The 12,686-nt window shown below is 66.5% G+C and carries 14 protein-coding genes; 9 read left to right on the forward strand and 5 right to left on the reverse strand.

Going from position 1 to position 12,686, the window contains the following annotated elements:
* Positions 1-58 precede the first annotated feature (58 nt).
* From G6N36_RS02190 to G6N36_RS02210, 5 genes are all read left to right on the forward strand, one after another.
* Positions 59-448 carry a polyketide cyclase / dehydrase and lipid transport gene (locus G6N36_RS02190; protein ID WP_163684560.1) on the forward strand — a complete coding sequence of 130 codons (390 nt, stop codon included), beginning with the start codon at positions 59-61 and terminating at the stop codon, positions 446-448.
* A 68-nt stretch (positions 449-516) separates the two neighbouring features.
* A complete protein-coding gene (locus tag G6N36_RS02195; protein WP_163684562.1) occupies positions 517-957 on the forward strand; it encodes an SRPBCC family protein in 441 nt (146 codons plus the stop codon).
* 22 nt (positions 958-979) lie between these two features.
* Entirely contained in the window at positions 980-2,239 is a 1,260-nt protein-coding gene (locus tag G6N36_RS02200; RefSeq protein WP_163684564.1) for an ArsA family ATPase, read from the forward strand.
* Complete coding sequence (locus tag G6N36_RS02205; RefSeq protein WP_163684566.1) at positions 2,236-2,637, forward strand: hypothetical protein; 402 nt, start codon at positions 2,236-2,238, stop codon at positions 2,635-2,637. The genes G6N36_RS02200 and G6N36_RS02205 overlap by 4 nt, the downstream gene beginning before the upstream one ends.
* A 106-nt stretch (positions 2,638-2,743) precedes the next feature.
* Positions 2,744-3,469, forward strand: coding sequence for a lysophospholipid acyltransferase family protein (locus G6N36_RS02210; protein ID WP_083125460.1), 726 nt, complete (start codon positions 2,744-2,746; stop codon positions 3,467-3,469).
* Here G6N36_RS02210 and G6N36_RS02215 read toward each other — a convergent pair.
* Positions 3,466-4,758: a glycosyltransferase 87 family protein gene (locus tag G6N36_RS02215; protein ID WP_163684568.1), complete on the reverse strand. Its 1,293-nt coding sequence runs from the start codon at positions 4,756-4,758 to the stop codon at positions 3,466-3,468. The two genes, G6N36_RS02210 and G6N36_RS02215, sit on opposite strands and share 4 nt — an antisense overlap.
* 84 nt (positions 4,759-4,842) lie before the next feature.
* On the opposite strand from G6N36_RS02215, the gene G6N36_RS02220 reads away from it, so the two are divergent.
* From G6N36_RS02220 to G6N36_RS02230, 3 genes are read left to right on the forward strand one after another with little or no spacing between them, the layout of a single operon-like run.
* On the forward strand, positions 4,843-5,715 hold the full coding sequence (locus G6N36_RS02220; RefSeq protein ID WP_163684570.1) for a hypothetical protein: 873 nt from the start codon (positions 4,843-4,845) through the stop codon (positions 5,713-5,715).
* Positions 5,712-6,209: a polyadenylate-specific 3'-exoribonuclease AS gene (locus G6N36_RS02225; protein WP_163684571.1), complete on the forward strand. Its 498-nt coding sequence runs from the start codon at positions 5,712-5,714 to the stop codon at positions 6,207-6,209. Before G6N36_RS02220 ends, G6N36_RS02225 begins: the two co-directional genes overlap by 4 nt.
* Before the next feature lie 33 nt (positions 6,210-6,242).
* A complete protein-coding gene (locus G6N36_RS02230) occupies positions 6,243-7,631 on the forward strand; it encodes a class II 3-deoxy-7-phosphoheptulonate synthase (RefSeq protein WP_163684573.1) in 1,389 nt (462 codons plus the stop codon).
* Here G6N36_RS02230 and G6N36_RS02235 read toward each other — a convergent pair whose 3' ends face one another.
* Entirely contained in the window at positions 7,632-8,813 is a 1,182-nt protein-coding gene (locus G6N36_RS02235; protein ID WP_163684575.1) for a protein kinase domain-containing protein, read from the reverse strand.
* Positions 8,814-8,849: 36 nt separating this feature from the next.
* On the opposite strand from G6N36_RS02235, the gene G6N36_RS02240 reads away from it, so the two are divergent.
* Positions 8,850-9,254: an Rv2175c family DNA-binding protein gene (locus G6N36_RS02240; protein ID WP_163684577.1), complete on the forward strand. Its 405-nt coding sequence runs from the start codon at positions 8,850-8,852 to the stop codon at positions 9,252-9,254.
* Here G6N36_RS02240 and G6N36_RS02245 read toward each other — a convergent pair.
* From G6N36_RS02245 to G6N36_RS02255, 3 genes are all read right to left on the reverse strand, one after another.
* Entirely contained in the window at positions 9,243-10,775 is a 1,533-nt protein-coding gene (locus tag G6N36_RS02245) for an alpha-(1->6)-mannopyranosyltransferase A (RefSeq protein ID WP_163684578.1), read from the reverse strand. The genes G6N36_RS02240 and G6N36_RS02245 overlap by 12 nt on opposite strands.
* 2 nt (positions 10,776-10,777) lie before the next feature.
* The gene (idsA2, locus tag G6N36_RS02250; protein WP_163684580.1) at positions 10,778-11,866 is read right to left on the reverse strand and encodes a bifunctional (2E,6E)-farnesyl/geranyl diphosphate synthase; all 1,089 of its coding nucleotides are present in this window, start codon (positions 11,864-11,866) and stop codon (positions 10,778-10,780) included.
* A gap of 94 nt (positions 11,867-11,960) precedes the next feature.
* Entirely contained in the window at positions 11,961-12,608 is a 648-nt protein-coding gene (locus tag G6N36_RS02255) for an LppM family (lipo)protein (RefSeq protein WP_163690322.1), read from the reverse strand.
* Positions 12,609-12,686 lie beyond the last annotated feature (78 nt).

Below are 12,686 nucleotides of genomic sequence, written 5' to 3' on the forward strand. Positions count from 1 at the left end.
ACAGCGTAGTCGGCCTCCGTCGACACCGACCGGCGCACGCATGTATAGCTTGTAGGCCATGCACAGCATCCAGATCGCCGACGAGACGTTTGTCTCCGCGGACCCCGTCGAGGTGGGAATGGCGGTCGGCGACCCCGCCAACTGGCGCCGCTGGTGGCCTGACCTGCGGCTGACCGTGGTCGAGGACCGCGGTGAGGTCGGTCACCGGTGGACGGTCGCCGGCGCGCTCACCGGCACGATGGAAGTCTGGCTGCAACCCGCCCTGGACGGGGTGATCCTGCATTATTTCCTGCACGCAGAACCGTCGGGCGTGGCGGCCTGGCAGCTACAGAAGATGAACCTCGCCAAAATGAACCATCAGCGGCGGGTAGCGGGCAAAGGCATGGCGTTCGAGGTGAAGCGCCGCCTGGAGGCGACGCGCCCGGTCGGGGTATCCCGGCTGGCGTGAGACTTGGGTTCAACACCTCCGAGCGGGGTACATTCTGGGCCATCGGCAGATAGACGGAGAAGAAGGCAGTGGCGGACAAGACGGCGCAGACCATCTACATTGATGCCGACCCGTCAAGGGTGATGGGTGTCATCGCCGACATCGCGTCCTATCCGGAGTGGGTCAACGAGTACAAGGACTGTGAGGTCCTCGAGGCAGGCCCGGAGGGGTATCCGAAGACGGCGCGACTGGTTTTGGACGCGGCCGTGCTCAAGGACACGATGGTGCTGGCATACGACTGGAAGCAGGTCGAGCGCGGCTCGGTGGAGTGGACCTTGGTGTCCAGCTCGCTGCTGAAGTCGTTGAACGGTGCATATCGGTTGTCGCCCAAGGGGTCTGGAACCGACGTTACCTATGAGCTGTCGGTGGACCTGATCATCCCCATGATCGGGCTGTTGAAGCGAAAGGCTGAACGGCGGCTCACCGACACCGCGTTGAAGGACCTCAAGAAACGAGCCGAGGCTGAGTGACCTCCCGCCACCCCGTCACGGTGTGAATCCGGGCCCGCCGGTGGCTCGGATCAGTCTCTTCGTCGGCAAGGGCGGTGTCGGGAAGTCGACTCTGGCAACCGCCACCGCCGTGCGCGACGCCCGCGCGGGCATGCGGGTGCTGCTCGTGTCGACGGATCAAGCGCACTCGATCGGAGATGTGCTGGGCGCGCCGATCACTCCGACCGGGCGACGAGAACCCACCAGGGTCTTCGCCGACCTCGACAACGGCACCGACGCGGGCGGTCTCCTCGACGCGCTGGCACTCGACACGCTGGCACTGCTGGAAACCCACTGGCGCGAGATCGCCGGCATGCTGGCCGGTAGATTTCCCGAGTCGGATCTGGGAAACGTTGCCCCCGAAGAACTTTCAGCGCTGCCAGGTATCCAGGAAGTGCTCGGTTTGCACGAGGTCGGCGAGCTGGCGGCCGCTGGTCGGTGGGATCACGTCGTGGTGGACTGCGCGTCGACCGCCGATGCACTGCGCATGCTCACGCTGCCCGCGACGTTCGCGCTCTATCTGGAGCGCGCCTGGCCGCGGCACCGCCGGCTGTCCGGCACCGACGACGCGCGTACGGCTGCGGTGGTGGGACTCGTCGAACGCATCGGCGCTGGCACCGAGCGGTTGAGCGCGCTGCTCACCGACGGGTCGGTACTGAGCGCCCATCTGGTGATGACCGCGGAACGGGTGGTCGCCGCCGAGGCGGCGCGCACGCTGGGCTCGCTGGCGTTGATGGGCGTCCGGATCGACGAGTTGATCGTCAACCAGATTCTGGTGCAAGACGATTCATACGAGTACCGCAACCTGCCCGATCATCCCGCGTTTGACTGGTACTCCGAACGGATCTCCGAGCAGCAGTCGGTGCTCGATGAACTGGACGGCATGATCGGCGACGTACAGCTCGTCCTCGTTCCGCATCTGGCCGGCGAGCCGATCGGCCCGAAAGCACTGGGCGAGCTGCTGGACGCCGCACGCAGGCGTGACGGTTCACCGCCCCCTGGTCCGCTGCGGCCGATCGTGGACAGGGAATCCGGCGCCGGTCTCGAGGCCGTCTACCGAATGCGGCTAGAGTTGCCGCAGGTCGACTCAGCTGCCCTCGCGCTCGGGCGGGTCGACGATGACTTGATCATCGGTGTCGGTGGGATGCGACGCCGTGTTCGACTCGCTTCGGTACTACGTCGTTGCATCGTCATCGACGCGCAGCTGCGAGGCAGTGAACTGACAGTGCGGTTCCGACCGAATCCGGAGGTGTGGCCTCAGTGAACGGCGAACACTCCGACATCGGTCCGGAGCTGCGGCAGCTGGCGCAGACCATCCTGGATCGACTTGACCCCGCGCTGCGAATGGCCGCGGCGCGCGCCGCCGCCCCCGACGCCACCCCCGGCAAGTGCCAGCAGGTGTGGTGCCCGGTGTGCGCACTGGCCGCGCTGGCGTCGGGCGAACAGCATCCATTGCTGACGGTCATCGCTGATCACAGCGTCGCGCTGCTCACCGTGGTGAGGGCGCTCATCGAAGACTCTGCGCAATCCGGCCAGTCGGGTGGCGCGCCGCCTCCGTCTCCGGACGGCCCGCCGTCGCCGCCGGATCCGCCCGACGGTGACGGGCCCGCACCACCGGGACCCGGGCGCTATCAGCACATTCCGGTAACGGTCGAGGAGTAGCTGAGTTCATTCTCGCGTCGCCGAGGCTGCCCTGTGGTCGCGTGCCCGGTGCGTGGGTACAGTTGTCGCAGAACACCGAGGTGTGTTCGATCATCAGGAGGGGCCCATGTGGTATTGGCTGTTCAAGTACATCTTCATGGGCCCTTTGCTGTCGCTGCTCGGCCGGCCGAAAGTCGAAGGGCTGGACTATGTTCCGCGCTCAGGGCCCGCGATCCTCGCCAGTAACCACCTAGCGGTTGCCGATAGCTTCTTCAAGCCTCTTGTGGTCCGCCGCAGGATCACCTTCCTGGCCAAGGCCGAGTACTTCACCGGAACGGGGCTCAAAGGGTGGTTCCAGCGGTGGTTCTACACCGCCGCGGGCCAGGTGCCGATCGACCGTTCCGACGCCGACAGTGCCCAGGCCGCATTGAGCACAGCCGCCCGCGTCCTCAGTGAGGGCAAGCTGCTCGGGATGTATCCCGAGGGCACCCGCTCGCCCGACGGACGGCTGTACAAGGGCAAGACGGGTCTGGCGCGACTGGCGCTGGAGACGGGCGTTCCGGTGATTCCGGTCGCGATGATAGGAACCGATGTCGTCAATCCACCCGGAAAAAAGGGGTGGCGCTTCGGCCGGGTGACGGTGAAGTTCGGCAAGCCGATGGATTTCAGCCGGTTCGAGGGTCTGGCGGGTAACAGGTTCATCGAACGCGCGGTGATCGACGAGGTGATGTACGAGCTCATGCGGCTGTCCGGGCAGGAATATGTCGACCTGTACGCCGCCGATGTCAAGGAAGGCAAGGCGGATGCCACGGCGAAGCCGTCGGCCCGTATGCCCGAAGTTGCCGCCGGTTAGTTGACCGCGGGGACACGCGCCTCGTCGAGGGCGGTATCGGAGCCCTGGGTCTGGCGCCACGACATCGTGCCCGACACGACAATCACCGCGATCGCCCACCACACATAGGAACCGCCGGCCAGCTGCCGCCATAGCGAAGCCGCGGTTTCCTGGTGTTCGGGCATCAGCGGGATCGGGCTCCAGATCATCAGCGCGACGCCCGCAGCGGCGACAACCCCCAGGGCCACGTGCCGCTGGCGGTAGGCCACGATGCCGGTGACCAGCACGGCGGGCAGCACCCACACCCAATGATGCGACCAGGAGACCGGCGACACCACCAGCCCGAACATCGCCACGCAGATCAGGGCGAGCACCGATTGCTCGGCCTTCAAGACGCGTCGCACGGCCCACACCGTCAGCGCCAGCACCGCCAGACAGGTGACGGTCCACAACACGAATCGCATGCCTTCGCCGAGGCCCAACCGGGCCAGGGCACCCGCGATGTTCTGGTTGGTGTTCAGCGTCGCAGTGCCGATGCGGTCGGTGTTGCGCACAGTTTCGGTCCAGTACACGAACGAGTCCCGCCAGGCGAACGCCACCCCGGCCAGCGTGGCGGCCGCGGCAGACGCCGCGGTGACGAGCAGCGCGCGGGTGTCCCGACGGAGGACGAAGTACAGCAGGAACACCGCAGGGGTGAGTTTGAGGGCGATCGCCAGCCCCAGCAGCATGCCGCGCGGCCACGGTGTCTTGCGCGGGACGCAATCGGCGATCACCAGCGTCATCAACACCACGTTGATCTGGCCGAAGTCGAAGTTCGACCGGATCGGTTCGAAGTAGATGACCGCGGGGGCCACTATCGCCGCGGCCAGCCAGGTCCGGCGCAGCCATGCCGGCTCCGAGGTGACAGCGCTCTTGCCGTCCGCCGGATCCGGCCATACGTCCAGTCGAGTCAGCAGGATGGTCGTCGCGACGATCAGCAGAACCAGCGTGGCCAGCGTGATGGCGATGCTCGCACCGTCCAGCGACAGGAGCGCAAACGGCGCGAACAGGACAGCTGCCAGCGGAGGGTAGGTGAAAGGCAGGTCGAGCCCGCCGCGAGTGTGGAACATGACACCGTCGGCGTACAGCGGCCGGCCGTCGAGCCAGGCCTGCCCGCCCATCCGGTAGACGTCGATGTCGATGCGGTACGGGGTGTGCCCCAGCAGCCGCCAGCCAGCCCAGACCAATGCCGCCACGGTGAGCAGCTGGACCAGCCGCCAGGCGAGCATTCGTCCCCAATCAAGCCTGCCGGGAGACCGCCGCGTACTCATTTCGCGACCAGACTATCGGTGGCCACCGGCGCGTCGGAGGGTATCCCGGGCGTGACACGCGCAGGTCGGCGTAAGTTTTCGACCGTGCGCGCGACGTTCGACCTCGACTTCGGCATTCCACACAGCCGAATACCGCTGGTGTTCTGCCTGGTCGCGTTCATTCTCACGTTCTTCGTGACGCGCACGATCGTGCGGTACATCCGCAGCCATGCCGACTCCGACGCGCCCCGCAAGTGGTGGCAGCCGCGCAACATTTCTGCAGGCGGCGGACTGCACATCCACCACGTGGTTATCGGTGTGATACTCGTCATGATCTCCGGTGTGTCGATGGTGACTTTGGCGGTCAACGGGGGAGTACCCGAATTCACGGTCGCGGCAACCTTTTTCGGAATCGGAGCTGCGCTGGTGCTCGATGAGTTCGCGCTGATCCTGCACTTGCAGGACGTGTATTGGGCCGAGGACGGGCGAACTTCGGTCGACGCGGTGTTCGCTGCCGTCGCCGTTGCGGGACTGCTCGTCCTGGGGTTCAACCCGCTGTCTTTCTTCGATATCGGTATCTGGCGCAACGACCACTCGGTCGAGGCGAGGGCCAGCGTGATCGCCCTTGCGGTGCTCACGCTGGTGCTCGCGGTCGTCGTCCTGCTCAAGGGGAAGGTCTGGACCGGTTTGGTGGGGATGTTCATCACCCCGCTGCTCTTCATCGGGGCGATCCGGCTGTCCCGCCCACACGCGCCGTGGGCCCGCTGGCGATACGGCGACCACCCCAGGAAGATGCATCGCGCGCTGGAGCGCGAACGCCGGCTGCGACGACCGGTCGTGCAGGCCAAGCTGTGGCTGCAACACGTGATCGCGGGCGAGCCGCGCTTCCCGGAAGACGCCGAAGTGAACCAGGAACTCGACCGTGAGATCCGCGCCGCCCCGGCGCCGCGGGCGGCGACGGGAGTGCCAGGGGCGTGAGGTACTTCTATGACACCGAGTTCATCGACAACGGCCGGACGATCGAGCTGATCTCCATTGGCGTCGCGGCCGAGGATGGTCGCGAATACTACGGTATTTCAACGGAATTCAACCCGGAACGGGCGGGCAGCTGGGTGCGTAGGAACGTGCTGCCCAAACTCCCTTCGCCGTCGTCGCAGCTATGGCGCTCGCGTCGGCAGATCCGCTCGGAGCTGGAAGATTTCTTCGGCGTCGACGGTGACGAGCCGATCGAACTGTGGGCGTGGGTCGGGGCTTACGACCACGTCGTGCTGTGTCAGTTGTGGGGCCCGATGACCGATCTGCCGCCTGCGATTCCTCGATTCACCCGGGAGTTGCGGCAGTTCTGGGAGGAGAGGGGATCGCCCCGGATGCCGCCGCGACCACGCGACGCCCACGACGCCCTGGTCGACGCGCGTCACAACCTGTTGCGCTTCCAGTTGATGACGACCGGCGAAGTGCCAGTCCAGCGGTGAAAACCGGTATCGGCGTCCAGTTACCATTGACGGGTGAACTGGACCGTCGACGTACCCATCGACCAGCTGCCTGCGCTGCCGCCGCTGCCTGATGAGCTGCGGCAACGCCTGGACACCGCACTCGCCAAGCCCGCCGCCCAACAGCCGAGCTGGGACGCCGAACAGGCCAAGGCGATGCGGACCGTCCTGGAGAGCGTGCCGCCCATCACCGTTTCTTCTGAGATCGAGCGGCTCAAGAGCCTGCTGGCCGACGTGGCCCGCGGCGAGGCGTTTCTGCTGCAGGGCGGCGACTGCGCCGAGACGTTCGCCGACAACACCGAACCCCATATCAGGGGCAACATCCGCACCCTGCTGCAGATGGCCGTCGTCCTGACCTACGGGTCGAGCATGCCGGTGATCAAGGTCGCCCGAATCGCGGGCCAGTACGCCAAGCCGCGCTCGTCGGACACCGACGCCCTGGGGCTGAAGTCCTACCGCGGCGACATGATCAACGGTTTCGCTCCCGACGCCGCGGTCCGCGAGCACGACGCGTCGCGGCTGGTGCGCGCCTACGCGAATGCGAGCGCCGCGATGAACTTGACCCGCGCCCTGACATCGGGCGGGCTCGCGTCGTTGGACCTCGTGCACGACTGGAACCGGGAATTCGTCCGGACGTCACCTGCCGGCGCCAGGTACGAGGCCCTGGCTGGCGAGATCGACCGCGGTCTGCGCTTCATGAACGCGTGTGGTGTCAACGATCCCAACCTGCAGACCGCCGAGATCTACGCGTCGCACGAGGCATTGGTGCTCGACTACGAGCGGGCGATGCTACGGCTGGCCGACAACAGCGAGGGCGAGCAGGCGTTGTTCGATCTGTCCGCGCACTACGTGTGGGTGGGCGAGCGCACCCGCCAGCTCGACGGAGCACACATCGCGTTCGCCGAGGTGATCGCCAACCCGATCGGCGTGAAGCTCGGCCCCACGATGACCCCGGAGCTCGCCGTCGAATACGTGGAACGGCTCGACCCGAACAACGAGCCCGGCCGGTTGACGTTGGTCACGCGCTTCGGCAACAACAAGGTCCGCGACCTGCTGCCACCGATCATCGAGAAGGTGCAGGCGACCGGGCATCAGGTGATCTGGCAGTGCGATCCGATGCACGGCAACACCCACGAGTCGTCGACGGGTTACAAGACCCGGCACTTCGATCGGATCGTCGACGAGGTGCAGGGCTTCTTCGAGGTGCACCGCGCGCTGGGCACGCATCCGGGCGGCATCCACGTCGAGATCACCGGCGAGAACGTCACCGAGTGCCTCGGCGGCGCTCAGGACATCTCCGATTCGGACCTGGCCGGGCGTTACGAGACGACCTGCGACCCGCGACTGAACACTCAGCAGTCGCTGGAGCTGGCCTTCCTGGTCGCGGAGATGCTGCGCGACTGACTACAGCAACGCACCGATATTGCTGCCGACCGTCCACGAGCCCGCGGCCACCAGCCCGGTCAGCGTGATGACGGCGATCACCCAGAACAGCAGCACGCGCTTGGAGCGTTGCCGCGCCCAGTAGAACTCGTCGAGGTCGACACCGGCGTGGTGTCCTGACACTGGCTGATATTCGGGCTCTTGGGGTGGGATGTTGCCGAGAATGAGCTCACGGGTGTGTTGGGGCGCGGGCCGGGGTTTGCCGGCGGTGACGACGGTGGTCGCCGCAGCGTGCTGAGCCGAAATGCTCGGCGCAGGCACGCGGAAGGGGGGCAGGCCGAGGTCGTCGACGATCTCGGCGAGATCATCGGCCATGTCCCCGGCGTCCGTGTAGCGCCGCTGCGGATCGCGGGCGGTGGCGTGCAGCACGAGTTCGTCGAATTGTGCTGGTACGCCGGCAATCACCGTTCCCGGCGCGGGTACATCGTGATCCATCCGCTGGTATGCGACCGTGAGCGCATTGTCACCGGTGAACGGTGTGACGCCGGTGAGCAGCTCGTAGGCCAGGATGCCGACCGAGTACACATCGCTGCGGGGATCGGCGTCACCGGTGCCGGCCTGTTCGGGTGACAGGTAGGCAGCGGTGCCCAGAATGACGCTGGTGGAGGTGATCTTGGCTTCGGCGACCGCGCGAACCAGACCGAAGTCGGCGATCTTGACCTCGCCGTCGTCGGAGATCAACACGTTCTCGGGCTTGATGTCGCGATGCACCAGACCGGCTGCGTGCGCGACCGCCAACCCGCCGAGTACCGGTTTGAGCACCGCGGCGACGGCATGCGGGGGCATCGGTCCGCGCTCGCGCAGCAGCTCTCGCAGGGTGCCGCCCTCGACGAGCTCCATGACGAGATAAGGAGCCTGCCTGCCGGGAATTCCAGCGCCCTGGTCGTAGACGGCGACGAGGCCGGGATCCTTGAGCCGGGCCACCGCGCGCGCCTCGCGCTGAAAACGCGTGAGGAACTGTTGGTCGCCCGCGTAGCGGGATTCCATGACCTTGAGCGCCACCGGACGGTCGAGACGAAGGTCCAGGCCGCGGTACACGGAGCTCGTGCCACCGGTGGCGATCATGTTGTCGACGCGGTACCGACCGTCCAGCACGGTCCCGACGAGCGGCGCCGACTGCCGGTGGGTCTCCACGAAACACATGTTACGAGTCGGCCCCCTCGACTTAGACTCGATGGGGTGAGCAGCATTCCGGCCGCCGACGATGTCCTTGACCCCGGCGAGGCCGTCTACGACCTGCCCGCCGTCGCCGATCTGCTCGGTGTTCCGGTGACCAAGGTGCAGCAGCATTTGAGGGAGGGACACCTCATCGGCGTACGTCGCAACGGCGCGGTGGTGGTGCCGAAGATATTCTTCGACGACACCGGTCACGTCGTGAAGAGCCTGCACGGGTTACTTGTCCTGCTGCACGACGGCGGCTACCGCGAGACCGAGATCGTGCGCTGGCTGTTCACCCCGGACTCGTCGCTCACGATCCGCAGGGACGGGGCGGCCGACAAGCAGGCCAATGCCCGGCCGGTTGACGCGTTGCACTCGCACCAGGCCCGTGAGGTGGTGCGTCGAGCCCAGGCGCTAGCTTATTGACGGCTCGGCGGGTCGTGCCGTACTGACCGCCGGCGTTTTGTAGAGCGAGTACCACGCGCCCGCCGCACAAGCTGTGGCCAGCAGCACGTGCGGCCACGAGTACATGCCGTGCGCTCCGTCGGGTTTCCAGATCACCGTGATCCAGGTGGACAAGCCCGCGATGATCGCGATCGACCGCCTACTCTGTGTCAGAGCTGAGATTACCGCCAGCGGCCAGGTGTAGTACCAGGGCAGCGCGGCGGGCACGAACAGCACCACGACGGCCATCACCAGGGCGATACCGACCAGCGCCTCGCGGTCGGTGTGACGAAACCTCCACCACAGCAATGGAAGTGAGATCGCGATGATGGCGATGCCGATGATCCGGGCGACGTCGAGCACGGCGTAGAAGTTCACCTGCATGAAGATGCTGCCGATGACGTTGATCAGGTTGGCCGCTGCGGTCGGCAGTGTCAGCCAGTTGATGATCTTCACCGAACCCGCGAGTGCTGTCAGCCAGCCCAGGCCGACGCCGGCGGCCAGCGACAACACCGCGAACACCGCGACGAACACGAGTGCCGAGGCGACGGTCGCCGCCGTGAACGACTTGGCGGGTCCATAGCCGCGCCGGTGCCGCAGGTCCCGTGCCCACACCCACACCATGAACGGAAGGGCAAGGCCCGCAGTGGCTTTCACGGCGACCGCGACGGCAATCAGGCTTACCCCCCAGAAGTGGTGGCCGCTGAAGGTGAGCGCGATCGCGGCCATCATCAGCCCGACCATCAGCATCTCGTTGTGTACGCCACCCATCAGATGGATGATCACCAGCGGGTTCAGCACGCATATCCACAGTGCTGCAGCGCCGTCGGCGCCGACGTGCCGGGCCACCCGCGGCGCCGCCCAGATCAACAGCGCCAAACCGGGCAACATGCACAGCCGCAGCAGCATCGTGCCCGCGACCACGTCCTCGCCGACCACCAGGGTCACGAACTTTGCCACCAGGATGAAGGCGGGTCCGTAGGGTGCCGTTGTGGTCGTCCAGATGGGACTGACGTTCTCCAGCAACGAGTTCGGGTTCTCGATAGGCCCGACGACGTACGGGTCGAATCCGTCGCGCAGGAGTGCGCCCTGCGCCAGATACGAATACGTGTCGCGGCTGAACACCGGGACGCTCAACAGCAGCGGAGCCAGCCAGAACGCCGTCGTCGCGACCATGGTGTACTCGGTCGCGGTGCGGTCGATCACGCTGCGGCCCAACCGCAGCCAGGCCAACAGCATCAAGGCCACGCCGACCCACAGCAGCACCGATGACAGCACCAGGCCGTGACCGAAACGCAGCCATGACAGGTGCAGCGATTCCAGCAGGGGATCGTGCAGGCGCGTGCTGCCCGCGCCGAGTCCGCCCGCGGCGATCAGCACGGCGCCAAGTGCGCCGAGCCGCGCGGGTTTCGCCTCCGGCGACGTCGCGAACGCGACGAATCGCGAAATGCCTCGCCCGATGGCGGATGTGTCCGACGGCGCCGCCGGTGACGAAGATGTCATTGTCAGGCGGTCCGGTTGGCGGCCAATCTGGCGAGCTCCGATAGGCCGGTCTTGGCCTGGCTGTCGATCGCTGCGACGTTGAGGATCGCGAGTGCCCTGCGGGTGAGCACATCGATACGGTCCTCGACCGCGGCCAGTGCGCCGACCGATTCGATGAGCAGACACAGATCTTTGACCTGCGCGTCGGAAAGCTCTGTGCCGATGGACGTGCGGAGCATCTTGGCCCCGACCGGATCGTGCTTCTCGGCCAGCTCGACCGCCTCGGCCAGCAGCACGGTGCGCTTACCCGAACGCAGATCGTCGCCGGAGGGCTTTCCGGTCACCGCGGGGTCGCCGAACACACCGAGCACGTCGTCGCGCAGCTGAAACGCGACACCGAGATTGGTGCCCAGCTCGTGGAAGGCGGCCTGCACGTCCGGGCGGTCCGCCGCCGCGGCGACGCCCAGCTGCAGCGGACGCGAAATCGTGTACGACGCAGTCTTGTAGATGTTCACCGTCATCGCCGATGCCACCGATTCGGCGCCGCTGGCCTCGGCCACGATGTCGAGGTATTGGCCGCCGAGGACCTCGGTGCGAATGGCGCCCCAGATCCGGTGCACGCGACGGTGCGCCTCGATCGGCAGATCGACCGTCGCGACGATGTCGTCGGCCCAGACCAGCGAGAGGTCACCGAGCAGGATCGCTGCCGACAGGCCGAATTGGTCGGAGTTTCCGTGCCAGTCGTTGGTGCGGTGCTTCTCCGAAAACAGCCGATGCACGGTCGGCAATCCGCGACGGGTCGCCGATGCGTCGATGACGTCGTCGTGGACGAGGGCACAGGCGTGCAGTAACTCGAGCGCGGAGAACAGGCGCAGGGCCTGCTCCTCATCGCGGTCGTCGGGGCTGTCGGCCACCGCGCGCCAGCCCCAGTACGCGAAGGCCGGCCGCAGGCGCTTGCCGCCGCGCAGCACGAACTCTTCCAGCGCGGCGGTCAGCTCGCCGTAATCGGCGCCCATGTAGGCGCACTCGCCGCGGCGCTCGGCGAGATAGGCGCGCAGTTGCTCGGTCACGGCTTTGGCCAACTCGACGGCTGACGGTGCCGCTGCGTACACGCTCAGCGGGCGCCCCTTTCCTTGTGCACTATTCGCCCCGAGTGCATTCAGAGTAGAGCCTGCGCCTGCTGGTTTAGCAAGTCAGAGCGGGGTGTCAAGGGGACTCGGTGCGGCGCTCGCCGACGCGGGGCGATTGGTCGCGGTTGTAGTAGGCGAGTCCGCCGATGATCCCGGCAACCAGGAATGAGCCCACGGCGAGCCAGATCGCCGCGCCGGTGAACGAACGGGCGCTCGGGTCGGTATAGCGGGCCTGGGCGTTCATCGTGCTGACGACACCGGGTCGCAGTTTCCACTCGACGATCTCGGCGGACACCTGAGTCCCGTTGGTCGAGGTGACCTCGCCGGGGAAAGACACCGAAAGCGAGACGTCGGCCTCGGAGTCGCTCAGTGAGGTGAGGTCGACGCGGCCCTCGAGAATCACCAGGTCGCCGGCGCGTCGTAGCGCGATGTCCACCCCGGCGGCGTCGCGGTTCATGTTGGCCAGCTGGGGGAGTTCGGCGAAGGTGAGGTCCGAGAACACCGCTTGAGATCCGACGTAGTCGTCGCGGCTGTACTCGGAGACCGCCACCTTGTTGGCGAATGTCAGATTGTTGAGGAGTTGAGGGCCCTTGTCGTCGTCGTTGCGCGGCTTGGCCGCGGCAACGATCTGTCCCGACACCCTGTCGTCGGGCGACACCGTCATCGACGCCCTGATCCGAACGCATCCGACGAGTGCCGGAAGGGCGATCAGGATCAGCAACATCACGGCGAGCAGCCGACGTTTCCGAGAATGCTGGGCGCGCACGTGGTCATCGTGCCAGACCGGAGCAGTTCGGCGAGG

Source organism: Mycolicibacterium gadium (assembly GCF_010728925.1).
GTDB lineage: Bacteria > Actinomycetota > Actinomycetes > Mycobacteriales > Mycobacteriaceae > Mycobacterium > Mycobacterium gadium.

Bases quoted from the DNA above. Each gene is read 5' to 3' on its own strand.
- G6N36_RS02255 (WP_163690322.1), bottom strand. From the start codon at position 12,608: ATGTTGCTGATCCTGATCGCCCTTCCGGCACTCGTCGGATGCGTTCGG.
- G6N36_RS02190 (WP_163684560.1), top strand. From the start codon at position 59: ATGCACAGCATCCAGATCGCCGACGAGACGTTTGTCTCCGCGGACCCC.
- G6N36_RS02215 (WP_163684568.1), bottom strand. From the start codon at position 4,758: ATGAGTACGCGGCGGTCTCCCGGCAGGCTTGATTGGGGACGAATGCTC.
- G6N36_RS02235 (WP_163684575.1), bottom strand. From the start codon at position 8,813: ATGTGTTTCGTGGAGACCCACCGGCAGTCGGCGCCGCTCGTCGGGACC.
- G6N36_RS02245 (WP_163684578.1), bottom strand. From the start codon at position 10,775: ATGACATCTTCGTCACCGGCGGCGCCGTCGGACACATCCGCCATCGGG.
- G6N36_RS02210 (WP_083125460.1), top strand. From the start codon at position 2,744: ATGTGGTATTGGCTGTTCAAGTACATCTTCATGGGCCCTTTGCTGTCG.